Raw genomic sequence first — 23,996 nt, forward strand, 5'->3', positions numbered from 1 at the left:
AATTATTTAACAGCACTTAACGTGGCAACCTTGCCGGCAATTCGGCCAAAGGTGAAAATGTCAGCCAGTGAATTACCACCGAGCCGATTCCCAGCATGAATTCCCCCAGCAACTTCACCCGCAGCAAAAAGATTTGGAATGATGTTACCATTCTTATCGATCACGTGAGCATCCGTATCAATTTTCAATCCACCCATTGTGTGATGGACTGCTGGTTTCCTTGGTGTGGCATAGAACGGTGCCTTAACCACCTTCAAATCAAACACGTTTTTCCCAAATTCAGGATCAACGCCCTGGTCAACGTATGAATTATACTTAGTAATTGTGTCCTTTAAGACGGCCGGCTCCATTCCAATCTGTTCTGCCAGCCCTTCGATCGTGTCAGAGCGGAATAAAGTGCCTGCTTTGACTTGTGCATCAATTTTTTCTTGGCTCGTATTGTAGGCCGTTTCTTTGATGTTATCGTCGGCAATGAGATAAAAGAGCCCGCCATTCTTTAAAGCAGCTTTTGATAAGACATCGCGTCCTTCATACTCGTTCACGAACCGTTTACCTTGCTGATTGACCATCACAAAGTTAGCTGGTGGCACTTGAAGGCCAGAGAACAGTTCACCTGTCTCAGGGTCAGAAACGGGCATCATTTGAGTGAAGCCCATTCCAACTAAATCAGCATTAACACTCTGACCTAGGCGAATCCCATCTCCAGTGATTGCTGGCGAATTAGAAGTTTTAATATCATCATCGATATGTTCCCAATAGGTGTTGTATTCTTGCAACATCTTTGTATTTGCCCCAAAACCGCCAGAAGCTAAAATCACTGCGTCGGCATGCACGATCACTTTTTGGTTGTTCAGACCGAGACCAATTACGCCACGAATTTCGCCGTCTTCCACAATTAGTTTTTTAACCGGAGTATCAGTCATGATTTGACCATGATTGTCTTCAACAAATTGCTTAAGGGCCGAAATATAGCCGAAGCCTTGGCTCTTCATAGGCTTGTGCCCACGACGCCATTTTGCTCCAACGGGCATGGCAACTTGCGATTTATCAAAGTCGACCCCGATCTTCTCCAACCAATCAACGGATTCAAGCGCATGATCAGTCAACTCTTTGACTAGATCATAGTTGCCGTAGATTGTATTGCCTTTCAAGTCAGTTCGTTTGCCACCCAAGTAGGTTTGAATTCGGTGAAAAATGGTTGAATCAAATAAGTACTCGTTTTGGTCGTTAGTGTTTTCAAGATAGTCTTTAATTTGTTTCTTGAGCGTTCTAAAGTCTGACAGGTACTCTGAGTCGATTGTTGACTCATCGATCTTCAACATATCTTGCAGGGTCGTACGCTCGCCACCAATTGCCTTGAATTGACTCTGCCATTCAGGATCAGCAGCGTTCATTGGGCCACCAGCCCGAACGGTGTTACCCCCTAATGCAGGAAACTTTTCTAATAAGATGACTTTTTTACCTTGCTGAAGAACAGTTGCTGCAGCGCTTAGTCCAGCACCGCCACCACCGACAACAACCACATCGGTCGTATATTCGACGGGTTCTGCCTTAACAACTTGTGAGGCTTTAGGCCGGCGCTTAAGGATCTCTGGATCGCCGCCAGCTAACTTGACTGCCTTAGCAACACCATCAATCACGCCGTTACTAGTCACGGAAGCGCCTGAAACAACATCCACATTCAAGGTTTGTCCATCAACAATTTGTTCAGGGATGCGGGTAAATACAGCGTCGGCGATCCCCTCAGTTTCACCACTGGTGTCAATATCAATATTCTCGATTCGATCATCGCTGAATTCAACGGACATTGGCAGGTCGCCATTATGCCCAACTGCTTTGACTTTGTATGAGCCAGGCGTAACGGTCAGATCTTCAGGTTCGTTCAGCAGTGAAGCGACTTTGGTAAATCGAATGAAAGCTTTGAAACAGCTTTCCAAGAAATCAACAGTACCCTCATCTTTAATTTTGCCATGTTCGTCGAAAGCCTTTTTGACATTGCCCAATAGGAATTCATGTCCAGGCATCACTAGCGCATTCACACCAGGCGCATCAAGTATTTGACGCAGGTGTAATTGGGCTCGAGATGAACCTTGCACGTCATAGGAAGCACCGACGATCATGACTGGTTTTTCATCTAACGGGTGTAACTCATTAGATAACCACTCTATTAGGCTCTTCAATGCTGACGGCAAACTATGATTGTGTTCTGGTGTCGCTATGATGACGCCATCTGCATCAATTATTTTTTGGTTGATCGCTAAAATAGCATCATTATTTTGGTCAGCAGACTCGTTAAACATTGGTAGTCCAGCCGTTTCGACAATCTCGATATCGGCTAAGTCTGCGAACTGGGCTTGCATGTACTTAAGTAACATTCGGTTATAGGATTTAGCAGCAGCACTGCCAACAATTCCAATCAATTTCATTTTAGATTCCTCCCTAGGCACGTTTCCACAGCGGCACTGCTGGTCGAACAACTTCATGCGCTGTCAACAGTCGTTTAACTTCGCTCGTAAAATCAATAAACTCGTTGAAGTCCTGCTCTAGTTCTGCAATTTTTTGTGTATCAACTAGCTCGCCGTTTTCATCAAATGCAGATTGGGAATTCCCCAACAGAAATTCTGCGCTAGGCATCACTCTGGCGCTGATTTCTGGAGAATCTAAGATCTGACGTAGATGATTCTGTGCTCGTGAAGAACCAAGCGTACCGTGGGATGCTCCGGTAATCATAACTGGTTTATTATAAAGTACATGAGATGTATATGAAAGCCATTCTAGCAGGGATTTAAGAGCAGCCGGAACAGAATGATCATACTCTGGGGTGCTAATTAGCACGCCATCGGAGTGTTTGATTCGTTCACTGATCTCCTGTACAGGAGCTGGCGCTACCACGTTAGATGGTTCATCAAAGACTGGCACATCTTTTATTTCACAAAGTTCGATTTCAGCGTCTTGTTTAAAGTGCTTTTGCATATACTTTAACAACTGACGATTAGTAGAGATATCAGCATTTGAGCCGACAATAGCAACAAATTTCATAATAATCTCCTTTTTTATTGGATTTCAAAAATAATCATAAAACGCTTCCATCAATTTGTGAAATACTTGTTAAACTATTGTATAATAGCTAAAAGACTATTATGGAAGGATGACAGATTATGGCCACAACAGATTCGAAAACAATGCTCATCTACCTCGATAAGCTGATTGAATACAGTAACTTTACCAAGGCTGCTAATGCCTTATATATTTCTCAACCTTACCTGACGCAATTAATCCAAAAAGTTGAGGGCAGACTTGGGGTAACGATTATTAATCGGCACTCGGGTAGCTTTCAACTGACTGAAGCAGGACAGATCTACTATGACTACCTGGAGAAGTTAGAGGAAAATGAATTGGAACTGTCTCAAAATTTGAGCCGGTTCACTACCTCCGCAGAAGCGCAAACTATTAAAATCGGCGTTTTAAGTACCCTAGGAACCTCTTTGTTGCCACAATTTTTACCGTCATTTTTCGCTAAGCATCCCGAAACATCCGTACTGATAGATGAAACTGAACCGCACAAAAACGAGAAAAATGTAATCGAAGGCAAAACCGATTTTTATGTCGGCCAGAATCCAGAAAACGTGTCACCAAATCTGATAACTGAGACCGGATCAACTTGGCAGTACTGTGCCATCATTCCTAAGACTTCAAGCTTGTTTGTGCCCAATACTAAGCTGCTTAAATCAGGATCAATTTCGATGAAACGACTGTTACAGGAAAAACTGGTACTGACTGCAAACGGATCAGCCATCCGTCGACAAGTAAATTACCTATTCAAAAAATTCTTGATCACACCGAACATCGTGGTGGAAAGTACTAATATCTTTACAACTGCCCATCTCAGTATGCGCGGAGCGGGCGTTGCAATCGTGCCACAGAAAATTTTAAACGCCAGCACTGACTACAACATATACCCCATTTCCAAAGATCTTATCGACATTCAGTTCTTTATTGCCTTTTCAGAAAATAAGATCCTTACCCGGGCGGATAAGGATCTGTTAAGTACTTTTAAGCGGACTATGAAGACGTTTTGAAGTTTCTTCACCTTTAAAAACAAGTTCTTGAAGTGACTAAGCCCACTAATGCCTTTGGCGAATGGTCTTAGCAGGTAATATGACGTATTAGCCGATTACATGTTAGTTAGATAATAAAGACTTGGAATTGTACAAAAAGGGATAGAATTGATAATAAATCTATTGTAAAATAAGTTTGATAAACAATTTTAGGGTGTTAATCCGTGGGAGGAAAAAACTTTGAAAAAATGGTTGGTACTTGTTGTCAGTCTATTTATTGGGATTTCAACGGGGCTTTTTCTAGGTGGGACTAAGGCTGATGCGATTAGTAGTTATACAACCCCAGTAGCTATGAGGGGTACATGGTATGGCTATGATAAAGAGTATGGCTTCTGGTCCAAGATCCACGTTACAAAACATTCATTTAAGTATTATGGTTCGCCTATACTGAAGGGGCGTCATTTGTGCGTGGTACGAGGTCATTATCATGGTCATACTTTAGTTGCTTTTCAATATCGTGGTCATGCTGCAGCTACCGACAGCTATTACTTCGGTAAGGCCATAGTTAACGGGCACAAACGGACGGCATTAATTATGGACAGGTCTACGGCTATGTTTCACCATCGAGTCAAGAATTATCGCGTAGTGAAATAGCCGAAATGATATTCTTAATTAACATTTTATGAACCCTGATTCAAAATAAAATACCTGAGAAGATCAAACGATTTTCTTAGGTATTTTATGGCATATATAAGGAGAGAACCATGCCTATTAAACTTAAACATTCCACTGTTTTATTAATTCCAACTATCATATTATTTGCATTGCTCCTTATCCCATCAACTGCAAAGGCATACAGCGCATATAGAACCATCCCTACATCACTTAGGGGTTATTACATCTCGAAATCAGCAAGACGAGGTGTTGTAATGTCCAGTCATAAATTAATTATCGCAATTCCAAGGGCTGATAGTACAGCATTCACCGTAGACAGAGTTTATAGAAGTGGACATCATTACAGCATTCATTCACATGTCTATTTTCCAAATAGGATCAACCGAAAATGGCAAATCAGTCACTATGCCAGAAATAAAATTAGATTTGGAAATAAGCACTACACTAAAGTTAGAAAGTTAACTTATTACTACTTTATCAACCATTAGTCGGTGTTACAGTAACTGCAAGCTATAACTGCATTTGCACAAAATCAGTTTTGCTTAAATCCTGACCCCATTTATAAACGCTTCTTGTAAGTCGGTGAATTGCTTACCAGGTAACCAGACTAATCCATACTGAAACTGCTGATCATCCGTTAGACCTAAGCCCGATAAATCATGTTCAATCAGCGCATCCGTTTCAAGACCAGTTTGATATAGACGATTATTAATCTGGGAATCACGGATAATTGACACTGCCTGAAACTTTCGCATTGATTCATAGATCACTCGAAACGAGGTAGACTGAACAATGACATTTAACGCCCCATACTTGGCACTGATGTGATCAGCAAAGTCTTCGATGTAGTCATCGGTAAATAATGCAAAATCCTGTTCACAGATGAGTTCTACTGGAATTGGATCAGGGTGCTTAGCCAGATAATGGTTAGGCGTCATGTAGAGTTTGAATGTTCCCTTGCCAATTTGCTTGAACTGCACGTTTCTCAACCACTGAAAATTACTGCGGTTAATGGCAATCAGCCCAACGTCAAATTCCCCATTCTCAACGTTTTTAACGATCTGTCGATTATTCGCTTCACGTAACGAGGCTTTAAAGGTGGGATGCTGATCTTGAAATTCGAGTAGCCAGTCTAATAGCGACCCTGGCACCTCATTCATCACGCCCATCTGCAAAGGTGGCGTAACCTCATGTTTCTGTTGCTCAGCAACCTGACGGATGAGACCAAGTTGATTTTCGATTTCTTTTGCATGCAAAACCATCTGTTCGCCCGCCTGTGTAATCGTTGTCCCATGGCGCGTACGATTAAATAGTTTTACGTCCAACTCGTTCTCCAAGCTATCCAACGACTGGCTGAGCCCTGCTTGACTAATGTTTAAGTTTTTAGCAGCCTGTGAAATCGTGTTTGTCTTGGATAATTCCACTAAGTATAGCATCTGATCAAGATTCATCATCCCACCTCCTGCACTTTATTGAATAATCTCATTATATACGAAAAGCCACGCGACCATCAGTAGTCTCGTGGCTTTTTGCTATTTAAAAGCTGCTAAATTATACGCCGCAGTTGTCCCGTTCTTCAAAACGGACTTATCAAGTGAACCCTCTTCATGCAGGTAATAGATTGATTCACGTCCTGGTAGATGCGGTTCCATCTTAGGATCTGAGAAGAGATTAATTAGTCCAGGAGTCAAACAAGATTTCTTAACCTGCTCAGGAGAAATTTCGTGAATGATCTCATCTCCACGCCCTTCACGAATCTTCAGACCAAACTGCGGATCAATCAGCGTGGCACGTCCAACGGCAACGAGATCCGTGTATTTTAAAGCATCCTTCGCATCGTCTTCACTCATCACGTTACCCACGATCATCAGCTTAGTTTTTGCAGGCAGTACAGCATCGAACAACTCGGCATAAGTCTTATCGCTACCATCAGGCTTGGCATTGTACTGTGGTAATGACAGGTGAATATAATCAAAGTCAAAGGTCTCAGCAATCTTCTTGATCAACTGGCACGATTCGCGGTAGTCATAGCCAATGTTATCGCCATGAACCTCTTCGGGACTGAGTCGATAGCCGACAATAAAGTCTTTAGGGGCATACTTACGAACAACGCGGAAGACTTCACGGCAAACTTCGATGATAAAGTGCATCCGGCTGTCTAATGTCTGACCGCCCCATTCGTCATCACGACGATTCGACCAGGCAGAGAAGAATTGCTGCAGGAGATAATGATTCGCACCATGAATCTCAACACCATCAAATCCGCAGTCGATGGCACGCTTAGTAGCATCGCCAAAGTCACGAATGATCTCATGAATCTGAGCATCAGTCAGTTCTTCAACATCGTAGTCGAGAAAGCCAAAATCAAAGGATGATGGTGCGTAGACTTTTTCGCCCAGTTTAGCACGATAGTTAGCTTCACGGCCGGAATGTTCCAATTGTAAGATGGCCTTATTACCATCCTTCTTCAAAGCCTGAGCAATTTTAGCAAATCCAGGTTTCTGGTCGTCCTTATACAGACCCAGTTGAAGCCGATCATTTGCCCATGAACGTGAAGGCCCTCCGGCGTGACTAACATAAGTATACTCAACAATCACCATCCCAGCGGATTGTGAACGCGCTGCGTAGTATTTAATTGTGTCATCTGTCACATAGCCATCATCCACGCCACTGTTAGTGAGCATCGGTGATTGCACTAAACGACAATTAATAGTGGCACCATGTCGGAACTTAATGGTATCAGTTAGCTGTTTTTTCATAGTTGATTTCCTCCTTTTGATTATATGTTTAGTATATTGAAGGAATTGTGAATTGTATAACAAGTATGTGTTTGTTGGTTATAAGGTGGGGTTATGTTAGTGGCTTTGATGAGTTAGAAATCAAGTGAAACATTAATTAAAAGTGTCAAATTGGTCGTGCTGACTCATGGTGTCGCTAGACTTAATTTTGGCAGATGATAATTTGTTTCAACTGCGCCCATGAGTACCGATACATGGTCTGCCTATTCAATTTGACTGAATAAGTGTAAACAATCATTCTGTCACCATTAAGTTCAACGCATCAATTTTAAATGCTTTAATTAATCACCTACAAACTGTATTTTCCAACATACGCCACCGTACTAACCTTTAAACCCAAAAAACGGGTATCCCCATTCACTCAGGGATACTCGTTTTTGAATATCACGCTTCCATTAAAAGCGCTTCTGACTCAGTGCGTATCACCGCACTGTTTAACTTCTACAAACTATTAATCGTCATGGCGTTTGCGCCGAGTGCCTGCCAGACCAAACATTGACAGAACCCCAACTAACAGGCCAAGGACGGTACTGCTGTTGTGCGTAGCCTCGGAAGTCTGCGGTAACTGACTCTGGTTGGCCTTGTTAGCAGCCGCTCCAAGCGTTGCGGAGTGATTACCAGCTTGGCTGCCCTCAGCAGTTTCACCAGTGGTTTGAGAACCGCTTGCGTTGCCAAATGCACTTGAGGTGCCAGTAGAATTTGCGCCAGCACCAATTGCTGTGCCGGCACCAAAGCCACTTTGAGTGGTATCGCGCTTCGTCTTCCGACTGGCGTTCTTGGCATTGCTTGAACCATTCTCAATCTTAGCAGCATTGCGCCCAGAATGAGAATTGGTCTTAACTTTCGAACCAGAACCTCGGCCAGTCTTAGAAGTCTTGTTCTGGTTAGTCGCATTATTTGACCCAGAACCATTACCATTTTGGGTAGTACTGTTGCCAGAATTACCACTCGGCTGGTTGCCAGTACTGTTGCCTGAACCATTAGTTGTACCACCCGTCGAATTATCCGTGGTCGATGGGCCATAGTAATCGCTGGCGGTCACTGATACAGCATCTGGAAGCTGAATAAACGTCTTAGAACCGTCTGGATCAACTGTTTCCGTCGTTGCAGGACTAGTGGTTGGGTTAGTTGAACCCGTTGCCTTGGCTGGTTGATGAGTCAAAGTAACGCCATTTGGCTCGTTGTTAGTCACCGTAGTCTTGCCAGTTGTAACTGACTGCCCCTTCGGCACTGTCACAGTCGTTAATGCGCTTTGACCACTTGGCGTCTCAGTCACAGCAACGGTTGGGTTATCCGAATCGGCATCGTTTGGCGTAATGTCAACGTGGGTCACATCACCATCAGGCCAAGTCTTATCAATCGTGACGATCTGACCCTTGTCATTCGTCCCGGTCTTAGTCGTACCGCCATCAGGATCCGTAGTCGTGCTGCCCGCATAAACGTAGGTGACCTGAACGGGTGTCAAAGTGACATCACCCTTGGCGTTCGTCAAATCAGCATTAATGTCACTCGCAGCAACTGCATTGACAGACGATGGGGTGACAGCGTAGTCCGTTTCAGGCGTTGGCCTATAAGCGCTCAAAGCGTCTGGACCAGCAAGTGTCCAATCAGTAAAGCCAAGTAATTGACCGGTTTGGATGTCAAATACAGCGTTTCTGGTATAGGTATTACTCTGGTTGACCAGCGACTGTGTCTGCCCATTCTGACTACCGCCATCAAATACGGCGCTGATGTCACGAGTGACGGTCTTGGTTAAATCACTATTAGTAATCGTTGTATCTGAAGAAGGACTGTTTGGATTCTTAGGATCAATCGGACTACCCTTGGTGATTGGCGTTGTTACAGGCGTGATCTGATCTTTCGTGTAATTAATGGTCAAGTCATCGTTGCCAGCCTTAAAGTTTTGGACAGCCTCATTGTTCAATTTAACGGCAGGAGCATCTTCTGCTGCTGAGTAACCTAAAACTTTTGGCGATGTTACTGCTGTGAAACCATCATCGTTCGAATCATTATCGGTATTTGTGCCCAGTGTCCAGTCAGTGTACCTTTCAACTTCACCGGTCTTCGCATCAACGATAGCATTCCGGGTATACTTTCCTGTTTGTTGAACCGTTGCTGGTTCGGGATCAGCACCCGTGTAGGTGATTGTCCGCGTCAAAGTCTTGTTCAAATCGCTTTCACTGACGCCACTTGGATACTTCGGTCCGGTTGGATCATCGGCGTTGATTGGATCACCAGAATTCTTTGGATCATTTGAGGAAACGGTAACCGTATCATCCTTCGTGTAGGTGACTGTCACATCATCGCTCTTAGCGACGAAATTAGTAATGTCATCCTGCGTTGGTGTCAGTGCTTGGACATCCTTGTCAGCGGTGTAGCCCAGAATCTTCTTTGAATTTACTGCATCGAGGCTGCCACCAGTCAACGTCCAATCACTGAGGCCTTCCAATTCACCAGTCTTGGCGTCAAAGATTGCACTGCGCGTATAAGTTTCAGCCTGATTGACAGTCTTAGGTAACTGATCAGCACTCAAACTATTGTCAGCACTGGTATAGGTGATCGTCCGACTCACAGTTCGGTTCAGATCACTTTCGGTGACTGCGGTCTGGGCTTTAGTCCCAGTCGGATTCTTCGGATCAACTGGACTACCCTGATTAATCGGTGTCGTGACCGTTACTGTGGCATCCTTCGTGTAGGTGACTGTCACATCATCACTCTTAGCGACGAAATTAGTAATGTCATCTTGCGTTGGTGTCAGTGCTTGGACATCCTTGTCGGCGGTGTAGCCCAGAACCTTTGGTGAGCTAACTGCATCTAAGTTGCCACCAGTCAACGTCCAATCGCTGAAGCCTTCCAGTTCACCAGTCTTGGCGTCAAAGATTGCACTGCGGGTATAGGTTGCTGTCTGATTTACAGGCTTAGGTAACTGATCCGCACTCAAACTATTGTCAGCACTGGCATAGGTGATTGCCCGACTCACAGTTTGGTTCAAATCACTATCTGTGACCGCTTTATTGGCTTTAGCACCATCAGGATTCTTCGGGTCAACTGGACTGCCTTGGTTAATCGGTGTCGTGATTGTTACCGTGGCATCCTTCGTGTAGGTGACTGTCACATCATCACTTTTAGCGACGAAATTAGTAATGTCATCTTGCGTTGGTGTCAGTGCTTGGACATCCTTGTTAGCGGTGTAGCCCACAACCTTGGGTGAGCTGACTGCATCTAAGCTGCCACCAGTCAACGTCCAATCACTGAAGCCTTCTAATTCTCCAGTCTTGGTGTCAAAGGTCGCACTGCGGGTATATGTTTCTGTTTGCGTTACAGACTTTTGTTCAGGCTCAACACCTTTATAGGTGATTGTCCGGCTCAAAGTTCGGTTCAAATCACCATCTGTAACCGTGGTCTGGACTTTAGTCCCAGTTGGGTCCTTCGGATCAACTGGACTACCCTGGTTAATCGGTGTCGTGACCGTTATCGTAGCATCCTTCGTGTAGGTGACTGTCACATCATCGCTCTTAGCGACAAAATTAGTAATGTCATCCTGTGTTGGCGTCAGTGCTTCGACATCCGGAGCAGCGGTGTAGCCCAGAATCTTCTTCGAGCTGACTGCATCGAAACTGCCGTTAGTCAGCTTCCAATCACTGAAGCCTTCCAATTCACCAGTCTTGGCGTCAAAGATTGCACTGCGGGTATAGGTTGCTGTCTGATTGACACTCTCTGGTAACTGAGCCGCACTCAAACTATTGTCAGCACTGGTATAGGTGATCGCCCGACTCACAGTTCGGTTCAAATCACTATCGGTGACCGTTTTATTGGCTTTAGCACCATTAGGGTCCTTTGAATCAACTGGACTGCCTTGGTTAATCGGTGTTGTGACCGTGACTGTATCATCCTTTGTGTAGGTGATAGTCACATCTCGATCACCAGTCTTGAAGGCATCAACGTCCTTACTACTCAGAGTAACCGCTGGTGCATCACCACTAGCTGTGTAGCCAGTTACAGATGGTGATGTTTTCGCTGTGAAACCATCATCGTTCGAATCACTGTCGGTATTTGGAACTAGAGTCCAGTCAGTATAGTTTTCAAATTCACCAGTTTTGGCATCGAAAATCGCACTGCGAGTATAGGCTCCCGTCTGGGTTACATCTGCTTGTTCAGGCTCAACACCCGTATAGGTGATTGTCCGACTCAAAGTTCGGTTAAGATCACTATCGGTAACCGCGGTCTGAGCTTTAGTTCCAGTTGGATCCTTCGGGTCAATTGGACTACCAGCAGTAATCGGTGTCGTGATCGTAACTGTATCATCCTTCGTGTAGGTGATAGTCACATTTTGATCGCCCGTCTTGAAGGCATCAACGTCGTCACTACTCAGAGTTACCGCCGGTGCATCGCCACTAGCCGTGTAGCCAGTAACAGATGGTGATGTTTTCGCTGTGAAACCATCATCGTTCGAATCACCGTCAGTATTTGGAGCCAGTGTCCAGTCAGTATAGTTTTCAAATTCACCGGTTTTGGCATCGAAAATCGCACTGCGGGTATAAGTTCCCGTCTGGGTTACCGGTGATTGTTCCGGCTCAACACCGGTATAGGTGATTGTCCGGCTCAAAGTTCGGTTCAAATCACTATCTGTGATCGTTGTATCAGATTTAGCCCCAGTTGGATTCTTCGAATCCACCGGACTGCCTGCAGTGATCGGTGTCGTGACCGTTACCGTGGGATCCTTCGTGTAGTAGATTTCCACATTTACGCTGTTTTCCGTGAAGGCATTGACCTCGTCACTACTCAGCATATTCGCTGGTGCATCGCCGCTGGCCGTGTAGCCTTTAAGTTTTGGTGATTGTACCGCTGTGAAGCCATCATCGGTCGGATCATCGTCGGTATTCGGAAGCAGAGTCCAATCAGTATAGTTTTCCAATTCACCAGTCTTGGCATCAAAGATTGCATCGCGGACATAAGTTCCCGATTGTAGTACCGGTGGTTGTGGAGGCACAGCACCAACATAACCGACCGACCGGCTCAAAGTTCGTTCCATATCAGTAGAGAGCATTGATATGTTAGCTTTAGCACCAGTTGGATTCTTTGGATCAAGCGGGACACCTTTAGCAGTCGGTGTCGTGACCGTTATCGTGGGATCTTTCGTGTAGGTAACCTTCACGTCATCGCTCTTAGCGACAAAATTAGTAATCTCATCCTGTGTTGGCGCCAGTGCTTCGACATCCCGGTCAGCGGTGTAGAACGGAATCTTCTTTGAATTGACTGCATCCAAACTGCCGTCAGTCAGCTTCCAATCACTGAAGCCTTCCAATTCACCAGTCTTGGCATCAAAGATTGCACTGCGGGTATAGATTGCTGTCTGATTGACAGTCTCTGGTAACTGATCAGCACTTAAGCTATTGTCAGCACTGGTATAGGTGATCGTCCGACTTACAGTTCGGTTCAGATCACTATCTGTGACCGCAGTCTGAGCTTTAGCCCCAGTTGGATCCTTCGAATCCACCGGACTGCCAGCAGTGATCGGTGTCGTGACCGTTACCGTATCATCCTTTGTGTAGGTAATAGTCACATCTTGATCGCCCGCCTTAAAGGCATCAACATCGTCACTACTCAGAGTAACCGCTGGTGCATCGCCACTGGCCGTGTAGCCAAGAATAGATGGTGAGGTTACCGCTGTGAAACCATCATCGTTCGAATCATCGTCAGTATTTGGAGCCAGAGTCCAATCAGTATAGCTTTCAACCTCGCCAGTTTTCGCATCAACGGTCGCACTGCGATTGTATGTCGCTGTCTGGTTAATAACCGCAGGTAACTGAGCCGCGGTTAAACTACTATCAGCACTTTTATAAGTGATTGCCCGCGTCAAAACTTTATTCAAGTCATCAGCAGTCACACCACTCGGATATTTTGGCCCCGTAGGATCACTTGGATCAATTGGGTCAGTCGAATTTTTCGGATCAGTGGGGGTCACTGTGACCGTGGGATCAGCCGTATAAGTGACAGCCACGTTGCCATTTGTTGCACTTAACGTAAACGATGGCGTATCAACTGTTGAACTATAATACTGGATCGCATCAGGTGTAATTGTAATTTGATCACCAATATTTGCTGAAATTGCGGTACCGTACGTGCCTTTTTGAGCAGTAGTGGCACCATTTACCGTATAAGTAAATCCAGCACTGCTCGACTCAGGTGCACCCGTTTCTGATACCGTGAACGGCTGAACAGCACTGGCATAAGGAACCTTGACAACGCCGCCGTTTTTCGGAACGACCGGTGTGTCATTGGTTGTGTCAGTGTCGGTATCATTGAACGTTGGTGTGATGTAGCCAGTAACAGTCGGTAACTGGCTAACGTCAATTGGCGAATCGACAGTCCCTGAAATTGAATCCGTTGCGGTGCCAATATCCTCACCAGCTGCATTTACCGGCTGAATCGTATAATTAACTAACTGACCATAAGTTACCGTAATCGTGTTATCGCCATTCGTCGTGTCATCGAAACTGAGCGAAGACTTTGGTGAAATGGCTGTCGATTCGTTCGTCGCCGTCGGAACCGTGATCGTCACCGTTTCACCATCGCTTAAATCAACCTCAGTCCCATAGCTAACACCGTTACTGCCATCAACAGTGTCGCCTGCCGCATTAGTGACCGTATAATCAAAGGTTGCATCTGTAGGGGCATTCTTCGCCTGAACGCTCACCTTACCCGCGATAACTTCATCCGTGCCATAAGGAACGTCAATGACGCCACCGCTTTCAGGAATCGTAATGCTGCTTAGGTCAGTTGGTACTTGATGCCCATCAAGAGTCGCAGGTAAGTTCGAAACATCTGCTGGATCTCCAAACGAACCAGTGAGTGCCTCACCCGCACTATTAGTGGTAATCGGATCACCGATGGCCTTGTTAGTCGTTTTAATAATTGAGCCACTAGCATCTTTAACGATGGTTTGAATGACTGGTTGGAGACTATATGAAAGTGTATCTGCCGAAACTGCATCCGAATAGAAACTAGCTAAATAAGCCAAAGTCTGCGGACTAGCATAGTTCGCTTCATCATGCGGATTACTATCTGTCGTGTCGGTACCGCTATACGTCGTGGTGATCGCATTGCCATCTGAATCTTTAATGGGACTCTTCGACTGAACCTTAGCTAAAACATCGCTCACAAAGTTCGGATCAGAACTGGCAATCGTTGTTCCATCCGCCTTATCAGCCAGAGCTTGGTCGTAAAACGGCTTAATGTAGTGGTAAACATCCCAGATCCCTTGCTGATACGTCTGTTGAATTGTGGAATCTGTCGGAATGGCACTGTTAAATTTCGACACATCAATATCACTTGGTGCGGTACTGCTGTCAACGCCCAAAGCCTTCCAGACTGCTTCCGGATCACTCGGATCTTCAGAGTACATCAATTTGATGGCATCATATTTACCCACCATCGCATAACCATAGGCGGCACTAACGATTGCTTTTGAGTAAGCCAGATAAAGCTGGTTGAACATCGAGAAATTAGGAAATGCAGTTGCGTTACCAGTCAACGTTGTCGCGTTAAATTGCAAATTATCCTGTGCCTGAATTGCACCAACGTACACACCTAGTGCTGTATCACTAGTTTGACCAATTAAATTACCCAATGATCCCATTGTTGAATACATAGCCGCAATATGAGTAATGATCGTCGTTAAGGAATATGAACCATCAAGCGTCATTAAAGCGTGCGTTAACTCGTTTGAATTCGAATTAATGGCATTTAAAACGGTCTGTGTATCTGACGAAGACATTTCCTGCGTGTCAGAGATCGTATCAACGGCTGGCACCACTTTTTGAAGAATATAGTTTTCAGCACCAGGCACAATTTCGCTGATATAAGTCCCAACAATATTATTGATGAATGGTTCAAAAATATTGTCTTTAAAATCTGAATCCATTCCTGCTGGCTGAGTATATGCTGTCATTGCTGAAGCAGTCATACCGACATCGTTAGCTTCATCGCCTGATATAACCGGCACGATATACTTCGTTGAAAATACGTTGCCCTGCTTTTCTAGGACATCATCAATATTAGTATCCTTAGTATCCGCCGATGAACCATATTGAGTCATAGCCGCCTGATCCGCTGTGGTCATATTATCAAGATCCTTGACCAGCGTGTTGACATAGCTATCACTCGAGCCAACAAAATAGTAGTAAAGTTCTGACAAATAATTCATCAGGTCAGCAAAACTAGCTGCTGTGGAAGGCGATCCATTTGCCTCATTAGCATCAGACAAAGCCGAGTCCGATAAGACATTATTTAAACGCATTTCAGACGCGCCGTACTTTGAAACTAAGTCATTATAATAGGTCTGCAACTGGGCGGAAGTTGCATTCGTGACCGTTTTATTTGTCACGGGATCCGTGAAGACGCCTGTCCCAGCAGCCGTCATTAAGGCGAAGTCAGCCATAGTGATAGGTGTGCCGAGGTCCGTTTTCAGTGGTGTTATATTTACGCCAGTATAAGCACCATCATACGTTTGCCAGGCCTCTGCTGACCCGGCTTCAGTAGCGGTGACTTTGATCGATTTTAGTCCGCTATTCGCCAAAGCATTTTTGGCAGACTCCAGCTCGGTGCTAGTAACACCCGAAGGTAAGTCAAATTCCACAGTGCCATCAGCCAGAGTCTTAAACGTTGACCCACTAGGTAACTGCGTCAGTGCTGCAACTAGCTTGTTATTGACTGCCGGGGTGTCAGCGGACTTATCTGCCGTCCCTGATTGCGTATTTGTGACTGCGCTTTCACTTTCACTAGTGCCATTTTGGGTACTCTTACTCTGAGCACTGATCAGCAAATTAGCAGCATCGGATAGTGAACCGTCTTTGGCAAATACCGCTGAACTGGTGCTGTCCGTAGTCTCAGCGGTTTTCGGTGCAGTCGCCTTAGTAGTTGACGCACTGGCAGCCGCGTTCTTTGAAGTCGAAAGACCACTAGTATCTTTCGTTGCGCTTGAGTTAGCGTTAGCTGTAGTATGCTGATCAATATTCGGGGTAGTCGTGTTAGCTGCAGCACTCTGACCCTTGTTTGCAGTGCTAGTAGTGGCTGATGAGTCATTTTCACCAGTATTACTCTGTTTTATATTATCGCTTAAGGCACTGCTGCGATTTGCAGATGAGGTATCAGTATCGGCGGTCGATGTTCCCGTACTTGGTGCACTAGTCGTATCCGTTGAGGCCTCATTTGTATTTCCCGAATCAGCCGCCTTTGTGGTGCCAGACTGCAGTGTGACAGGCTTCTTTTGTAAAGCTTGCCCAGCATCACTAACAACATTGGTGCTATCTGAGTCATTGGCAGACGCCTCTTCAGCGTGTGCCGAGACGTCAGAAAGCATCACACTGGACCCAAAAATCAGCATAGAAATTCCTGCATAAACCCAACTTTTCTTGACCTTATACATTTTAAAATGTGTTTTTCGCTGTCCTTCATCACGTAACAAATGATTATGGGCATTGATAATATGTTTTCTTGCCATCGCAATTCTCCCACTAATGCAGGATAGTACCAGGAGCCACGTGAACCGCCGCTCTCCAAGCGACACTGTGACTGACTATGATTAGATAGTGTGCTTAACCTGCAACCTCATAAAACTGTAAACAGATTAATACCTAAGTCGTCAAAAAAGATGTGATTCCCCCTATTTGAAATTATGTAAAATCGACTGTTGCCAATACGCTTTAAAATACAACTTAATGAACAGAGCCCTACAAGGTGTATACTACACTTATTCAATAGCAAAAACAACACATTATGAGAAATGTCTTAGAAATTTCGTTATGAAATATTATTGGTAATTAAGTCAATGCTTACGTATTCAACTAACGTGAGAAATAGGAAAAGTGAGTTAACTACTTTTAAAGCTCATTGTGACGGTGGTCTGTCTAAAATGGAATTTCTCAGAACCTGTTAATACATGTTTTATACCAGCAGATGGCATTTATCCTACAGATTGTGGAATACTTTCCAAAGTTTGCCTAGATATATGTATGTACTTATGAAACTCTTTTAATTTATGAGTGAATGGCACAAAAAAGACACTTCCCAGAAGTGCCTCAACATCAATGAAATTTTACAAACTTAGAGCCCGATTGAGAAACAATTAGTGAAGTTATTTCGAGCTTAATACCCGTCCGTTCATTTACTCATGACTAAAAACCACCCCAAACAACCGTCTGCCAAGTTGCTGCATCGCTTTAATCTGCCGATTCTGCGCACCATTTTCAGACAAAACGACCGCTACAAAAGCCTGATGCCCCTTTTTAACAATTGCGGCATCGTTTTGAACGCCGTAGTCAGGAAATTCGCCAGTCTTGTTGTAGATAATGGCCTTCTGATTGATCAAAGTGGGAATCTTACTCTGATTCGCATTGTGTCGAAGAAGCTGCAGCATTTGAGCATCATACGGGTTACCCAGAATTTGATGCTGGTACAGTTTACCCAAAACGTGGCCAACGTCAGCCACGGAAGTTAAGTTATCCTTGCCATTCTTTAATGCCTGGTAGTCCAGCATTTTTCGCTGCAGCACTGTTTGGGTGCAGCCAAGCCGCTGGATCTCAGTATTAACGGGCCGCAAACCGCCTAACTGGTCAATCAACACGTTGGTCGCCGTATTATCGCTATTGCGAATCATTAACGTCAGCAACTGATTCACCGAAAGCTGCTTGGTACTTTGGCTTGCCAGCACACCCGTTCCACCGACCCGGTCCTGCTTAGGAATCGTCACCATCTGACTAGCAGATAAACGGCCGAGCTTGATTTGGCGAAATACAGCAATCATGATAAACAACTTGATCACACTCGCTGAACGTTGCTGGCGATTATGCATCACAACTGGTCGTTTGGTTTGTAAGTTCCTCACATAGACCGAAGTTCGGCCAGAAGCTGAGGTCACTGTGCGCTGTTCAATCGTGCGAATCTGCCGTTGTGCATTTGACATTCTCGACGACCTTTTTGGCTTCTTAACCGCCGACTTTGAAGACGACGAACTGGCTGACACTTGACTGGACTGCGTGCGGGCCTTTCTCGTCTGCTTAGCGTGCTTGGTTGCCGCACAGCCGCTCAGTAATATCGCCACAATGATGACAATCCCGGTTAATTTACTGAACCCAGACTTCATTAACCAGATCTCCTTTATAGGACTTGCCATCGGTCAAAACAGCCCCATTATCGTAAGAGGTATAGCCGTAGTAAGTCTCATTTTCGCCGTTGCTCCAGGTGACCACGATCTTGACGTTCGAATTGATCGACTTGGTGTCGTTGGTGCCAGACGTCACATCATATGACAGAATGCCGCTTTGACTGTAAGCAGAAATTGTGGCGACACCGTGAAAGCTCGTGCCATCCGTGTTTTGCTGAACCACCGTGCCATCTGAATCAATGGAGAGATCACTTTGCTGACGGTCCGGATCATAATTGTAAAACGAGTAGTCGCCAACGAACTTCGGGTAACTAGAAAAGCTGTCATTCGTGTTCAGATTGGTGGAGCCGTTATTAGCAGCGGCTTGATTCTGCTTCTTCCCTTGTTTCAGCAGAAAGGCATCGTTACTTTTTTGAATCTGGAAATACTCGGTTTTGAGCGAGCCATACCCTTTCTTACTTAGATCAGTAATCTGGATTCCATTTAAAGCCTTATTCGAAGCTTTGTACTGACCATTTTCATTCAAATCACGCGCCGTCTTGATAACGCCTTCATCTTCTGAAATCTTACTTTGATCCTTATTCGAACTCGAATTAGCGTGAGAACTGCCACAACCTGCTAATCCCAGTGTTGTCATTGCCAAAACACTAACCAATAGTGATACTTTCCTCATGACTATTCCTCCCAGAATATGTAAAGTATAATTCAGTATTATGATAGTCTAATTCTAGGGTTAATTCAATTTGGGGAGGAGGCATAATGGATGGAAAACCTCCTGAAAAATAAAAGACTCAGGAATAAATTATTCACCGAGTCTCGTCTAAAAGGATCATTGAGTGTGGTGTTCAAATGCCTCTCGGCCCTGCGCCGTCAAATTAATTTTTGAGTCTTCATACAGTGACACCGCCATACTAGGGTTGGATTCCAGTGATAATAGTAACTGGTTCTTTTCTGCATCCGGTAACGAACCAGTTTCGTATATAGCAATAGTAGTAGGATCCCATTTCAATAGCGCGGCAAAGTCCCCTTGAGATAATCCGAAAAACTGACGAAGTGCTCTAATTCTCTCTGGTGTAATCATATGATGCCATTCACGATAACTATCAAAAGCGCTGGTAAGCGCCTGATCATCAAGGCCTTCATCAAATATTTGTTCATTTGTCTCCAGATCAAACTTTGCTTTGGCAGAAATTTTAACTTCTTCACCGCGAATTTTGTAGGTTTCGTTAATTGTTTTGACCGTGGTTCCCATTGCTACCACCCTCTTAACCATCATTAATTGAAGTATGAAACGAGGTACCATTACGGGATACTAATTCGACATTTAATATTGATTTTCCACCTTCATATTAAAGTCCTTAACCTCGCTGATATCAAAATTACTCTCAATTGAATCAATATCGACAGGTTCCGAAGAGTTGTCAACAAAAATTATTGGACAATGCTGTGAGTCGGGATAAAAATACCTGTTATCATCCAGCATACTTTGCGGTCCAGTGACGTAGATTGCATACATGTAGTTATCATCCGCCAAGTGTATTTTCGCCAAATAAAACTCGATGAAGTCGTCATCCTGGCCTTCATGCCTCAAGGAGAACGTATACGAATCATCCGTGTCATTATGCATTAAGGTGCACGACGCAGTATTAGGATCTTCCAATTCAGCATTAAGATAATCAATCGAGTAATTCTGACACTTATTAATAATCTTCGTCGCCTGAGAAGGGCCACTTGGAGAGCTAGCTGTGCTCCTGGAATGCGAGCTTGAGAACGCCATCACACCAAGAAAGATCAACACGAGGACAGCAACGCCAATTAGCACATTCCCCTGAGGTTTTTGTTTGGAGCTTCCTGTTCGTTTAGTTCACGCACTCGTCGTTTTAGCTGGCTCGACATCATCTTCCGGCTGCTTTGCCCCACAATTCGTGCAGAATTTGGCGTCCTTGCTAAGGAGCGCACCACAGTTGGTACAAAATTTTCCCTTTTCCGTTTTCATGTCACCATTTCCCCTCACTTTCCATATTGCAAAATCGGATTTCAATATGAAATGCAGTTGGACAAAACGGCTTTTCCTTCATCCTCCAAGATTACCAGAGTGATCAGACCCCTTTATCACCACCTGGATGGATACATCCATTTAGCCTGGTAATGAACTTTGCTTCTAAATGCATAGGTGTCCCAAATATCCCAGCCGGCGCCACCTGAGCTGCATAGCTCCGTGCGCCATCTATGTTTGACGTAGGCTTTTCTGATTCGCCAATACCCAGATACCATTGACGCCCGACCGTGATGAGAAGTGGGTGACGTAAACGCCGTAAATCTGCGACCCTGTATTTCCACCGGCCTACGACCAACAAAATGCCCCTGAGAGTCATGTTCAGTGAGATAACTATACATTATTCCTGGTGCCTTGGTTTCCCTTATCTTTGTGGCTGAAAAGGTGATTTTGGCGTAGCCATCCCCAGGGTGATATTCATACCAACTGCCTCTGACCCAAGATGGAAATGTTGCTGAATTGACTGTTTTAGCCTTTGCTTGAAGACTAAACGCCCCCAAAAACAGCAGGCAAATGCCAATAATCACCACGACAGCACTTCTGATAGTTAACCTTTTCATCATCTAATACCGCGACGAAACATGCCCATTCAAGTAAACATAATAGTCATGTCCCCAGTAAGAACCGGCGCTTCGATGCTTCTGACCATAATAGTCCATCCCACGAACCCAATATACCCAGTGACCATGATGCCGCATGAGATACTTAATGTGACCATGGCTGTAAGTCCCCATCACTGTCCATATGTAATAGCGTCCATGGAAATAGTGCCCATGTTTTCGAGCCACTGCCCGTTCAGCCTGCTTATAACTGTGAATCCGAATCCGTGCCTGCGCAGTTGTTGGTTGTTGAACAGCGGAAATACCGGAAAATCCAAGACCAATCGCCAGCGCACCAACGCCAATATTCTTCCCTAAACTCATGATTCTAAAACCTCCCAAAAATAATTTATAGCTATATAGTTTCCTTTAATAACCATATACCTATATTTTAATGAATAATAAGTTCCACTACAATACTCTTTTGTACTAATTGTGAGTTTATTAACAGCTCGACAAAAAGGCTCTGAGATCAAAGCCCCAGAGTCGCTCAAAATAGCTTAAATTTCAAAATAAATAATTCTTAGCCAAACCGATTTTCACAAGTAAATTAGCCACTAATTCAATCAGGTAAGAACAGTAACAACCCCTTACTCACGATGAAAAATGGCGCTAACCCCTTTAGTACTATGGTGGTTGTGAATATACCGATTATATTCCACCATTTTTAACTTATTTCCCTTACGATAAACCAAGATATCGCCTTTGACTCTTGGATGGTAACTGTTAGCTTTATACACACCCTTGATTCGATAATAATGACGTCCATAGTGTGCGTATCGAAGCGAAGTCATGTTAGTATCGACCAATAAAGAAGCAAAATTAGTAATGTGGTACTTATAAAAGCGATATCCATCTAGTCCACCCTGTCGGTAATGATAAACCCATTGTCCGCGAACACTAGCTGGTGTCCCACGATGCCAAGTTGCAGCATGAGCTGTCCCATTACCAATCAAACCGCCACCGACAAGTCCCGCAGCAACCGCCATTACAGTTAACATTGATTTTTTCATATTGAATTCTCCCAAATTATCCAAATCGTACAATAAAGTGCAAGTCCTAAGAGACGGCATCGATAATCTCCCTAGATGATTACCAGTCAGCATCAATCAGTACTGTTAGACTCCCTTCTAACAAATACACCAAACTTGCACCCGATTATTTACCCTTTTAAGTTTAACGTACAGATAATGGTACATTACCGACGATAAGTTCCTCTCATGCCCCGGTCATCTTTCACATAGATTCTGTGTGCACCATGCCACTTAACTTTATAGTGCCAAGCAATCCCGCCTTGGGGTGCATTCTCATAAACACGACCGGCAATATAGTATTCATGGTGTCCCAGATACTTATACTTACTGTGATACGTAGTCTGTGGATCCGTACCATGTGAAGGTTCCACTGCGATCGTTGACTTTCCAAATTTCAGCCGTGTTGACACGCGGTACGATCGTCCACGCCAACTGGTGTGACGCAGCACCTTAGGCAGACCCTGGTGAACTTTAGATGCGTTTGCTGTCGGATTAGACATGGTCATTGCCCCAAATAGTCCGGCACTTAATCCAATTGTAACCAAGAGTGATTTTTTCATATGCTTTATCCTCCCATACGTTATCAATAATACACCTAATTTGATTCTGTACAAGGCTCAAATCGGTTGGTAATCCCGCATTTTCCTATGTATGATGATGCCCATTAAAATCACAGTTTTGAGAGATACAATATAACAAACATCATCGATTGTATATTTAACAGTAAAAATCTATCTCCATGCCAACATAACGATCTGTATCTAATTAAAAACAATCAACTGTACTTTGCTCATTCCTATTAATTTGGGAAAGAGGCTCTAATTAGAAACAGAATGATTTACCTCGGGAGGTCATTTCTAAAGATAAATCGCTACACACTTACGACCAATGTTACATTACAGCAGTCAAGATGCTGTCAATAACCTACTTGGAAAACCTTTAGATTACTCGATTTTTTTGGATTCCACAACTTTGCTTATCAATTAATTTTCATTGGCACTAGGTCGGTTCAAGCTCTCCGTAGCTCATATTGATAATAGCTATTGTGCATACTTTTTAATTAAATTGGTTAGAAATTATTATAAATATTGTGATGAGTATTAAAAACGAATATCACTTGTTTACTTTTATGTCAACATATATAGACAAACCAATTTCATTTACGTGAAAATATATATTGTAAATCAGCAATAAATGTGTAACAATGTACCTGATCGCAATAACCATGAGGAGGTAAAATTATGTTAAGTTTAATAGACACAGACAACCCAAATTATTCACTTGAAATTCTTTTCTATGAGGTCTTTGATCATCATAAACTTTATTCGCTCGAATCTGATGATGTAATCGGGTTAGATAGCTTCATTAATGCCATAACTACGGGCATAATTGCTTTTGCGGCTAAATATCATGCGTATGAATCAGCACAGAAGTTTCTAACGGGCTATGTAGATCCGTGTATAAGATTTGAATTCAAAAATGTCAATGAGAATGAAAAGAGCCAGATTAAGAAAAAATTACTTAATCAGACCCTAGAATATATCAATGAAGAAATGAAAATTATTTAGACCTCAATTGTCAAATCAAGTGCAACGATGATTCACTATTCTTA

Annotated in this window: 16 protein-coding genes; 3 read left to right on the plus strand and 13 right to left on the minus strand. The window is 43.9% G+C overall.

Annotation, left to right across the window (positions count from 1 at the left end; all coding sequences use genetic code 11):
* Positions 1 to 2 precede the first annotated feature (2 nt).
* Both GM612_RS08405 and GM612_RS08410 read right to left on the minus strand, forming a co-directional pair.
* A complete protein-coding gene (locus tag GM612_RS08405) occupies positions 3 to 2,426 on the minus strand; it encodes a flavocytochrome c (protein ID WP_155431937.1) in 2,424 nt (807 codons plus the stop codon).
* Between the two features lie 13 nt (positions 2,427 to 2,439).
* Entirely contained in the window at positions 2,440 to 3,039 is a 600-nt protein-coding gene (locus tag GM612_RS08410) for an NADPH-dependent FMN reductase (RefSeq protein WP_155431938.1), read from the minus strand.
* A 119-nt stretch (positions 3,040 to 3,158) separates the two neighbouring features.
* Between GM612_RS08410 and GM612_RS08415 the strand changes: the two genes are divergently transcribed.
* Complete coding sequence (locus GM612_RS08415) at positions 3,159 to 4,079, plus strand: LysR family transcriptional regulator (RefSeq protein ID WP_155431939.1); 921 nt, start codon at positions 3,159 to 3,161, stop codon at positions 4,077 to 4,079.
* A 219-nt stretch (positions 4,080 to 4,298) separates the two neighbouring features.
* Entirely contained in the window at positions 4,299 to 4,712 is a 414-nt protein-coding gene (locus tag GM612_RS08420; RefSeq protein WP_155431940.1) for a hypothetical protein, read from the plus strand.
* A gap of 563 nt (positions 4,713 to 5,275) precedes the next feature.
* Here GM612_RS08420 and GM612_RS08425 read toward each other — a convergent pair.
* The 11 genes from GM612_RS08425 to GM612_RS08475 form a co-directional block, all read right to left on the minus strand.
* Complete coding sequence (locus tag GM612_RS08425; RefSeq protein ID WP_173021254.1) at positions 5,276 to 6,184, minus strand: LysR family transcriptional regulator; 909 nt, start codon at positions 6,182 to 6,184, stop codon at positions 5,276 to 5,278.
* Between the two features lie 81 nt (positions 6,185 to 6,265).
* The gene (locus tag GM612_RS08430) at positions 6,266 to 7,492 is read right to left on the minus strand and encodes an oxidoreductase (protein WP_155431942.1); all 1,227 of its coding nucleotides are present in this window, start codon (positions 7,490 to 7,492) and stop codon (positions 6,266 to 6,268) included.
* Between the two features lie 490 nt (positions 7,493 to 7,982).
* Positions 7,983 to 17,033 carry a mucin-binding protein gene (locus tag GM612_RS08435; RefSeq protein ID WP_155431999.1) on the minus strand — a complete coding sequence of 3,017 codons (9,051 nt, stop codon included), beginning with the start codon at positions 17,031 to 17,033 and terminating at the stop codon, positions 7,983 to 7,985.
* 663 nt (positions 17,034 to 17,696) lie between these two features.
* Positions 17,697 to 18,674: a serine hydrolase gene (locus GM612_RS08440; RefSeq protein ID WP_155431943.1), complete on the minus strand. Its 978-nt coding sequence runs from the start codon at positions 18,672 to 18,674 to the stop codon at positions 17,697 to 17,699.
* Positions 18,655 to 19,368: a hypothetical protein gene (locus tag GM612_RS08445; RefSeq protein ID WP_155431944.1), complete on the minus strand. Its 714-nt coding sequence runs from the start codon at positions 19,366 to 19,368 to the stop codon at positions 18,655 to 18,657. The genes GM612_RS08440 and GM612_RS08445 overlap by 20 nt, the downstream gene beginning before the upstream one ends.
* Before the next feature lie 156 nt (positions 19,369 to 19,524).
* Positions 19,525 to 19,947 (minus strand): transcriptional regulator, encoded by a 423-nt coding sequence (locus tag GM612_RS08450; protein WP_216644514.1) that lies wholly within the window; start codon positions 19,945 to 19,947, stop codon positions 19,525 to 19,527.
* A 72-nt stretch (positions 19,948 to 20,019) separates the two neighbouring features.
* The gene (locus GM612_RS12230; protein WP_173021255.1) at positions 20,020 to 20,322 is read right to left on the minus strand and encodes a hypothetical protein; all 303 of its coding nucleotides are present in this window, start codon (positions 20,320 to 20,322) and stop codon (positions 20,020 to 20,022) included.
* Between the two features lie 237 nt (positions 20,323 to 20,559).
* Positions 20,560 to 20,691, minus strand: coding sequence for a zinc-ribbon domain-containing protein (locus tag GM612_RS12685; protein WP_155431946.1), 132 nt, complete (start codon positions 20,689 to 20,691; stop codon positions 20,560 to 20,562).
* Positions 20,692 to 21,314: 623 nt separating this feature from the next.
* A complete protein-coding gene (locus GM612_RS08465; protein ID WP_155431947.1) occupies positions 21,315 to 21,674 on the minus strand; it encodes a hypothetical protein in 360 nt (119 codons plus the stop codon).
* Positions 21,675 to 21,940: 266 nt separating this feature from the next.
* Positions 21,941 to 22,363 carry a hypothetical protein gene (locus GM612_RS08470; protein WP_155431948.1) on the minus strand — a complete coding sequence of 141 codons (423 nt, stop codon included), beginning with the start codon at positions 22,361 to 22,363 and terminating at the stop codon, positions 21,941 to 21,943.
* A gap of 185 nt (positions 22,364 to 22,548) precedes the next feature.
* Positions 22,549 to 22,944, minus strand: coding sequence for a hypothetical protein (locus tag GM612_RS08475; protein WP_155431949.1), 396 nt, complete (start codon positions 22,942 to 22,944; stop codon positions 22,549 to 22,551).
* Between the two features lie 681 nt (positions 22,945 to 23,625).
* Between GM612_RS08475 and GM612_RS08480 the strand changes: the two genes are divergently transcribed.
* Complete coding sequence (locus tag GM612_RS08480; RefSeq protein WP_155431950.1) at positions 23,626 to 23,952, plus strand: hypothetical protein; 327 nt, start codon at positions 23,626 to 23,628, stop codon at positions 23,950 to 23,952.
* The last annotated feature ends 44 nt before the right edge of the window (positions 23,953 to 23,996 follow it).

This window comes from Secundilactobacillus folii (genome assembly GCF_009720675.1).
GTDB lineage: Bacteria > Bacillota > Bacilli > Lactobacillales > Lactobacillaceae > Secundilactobacillus > Secundilactobacillus folii.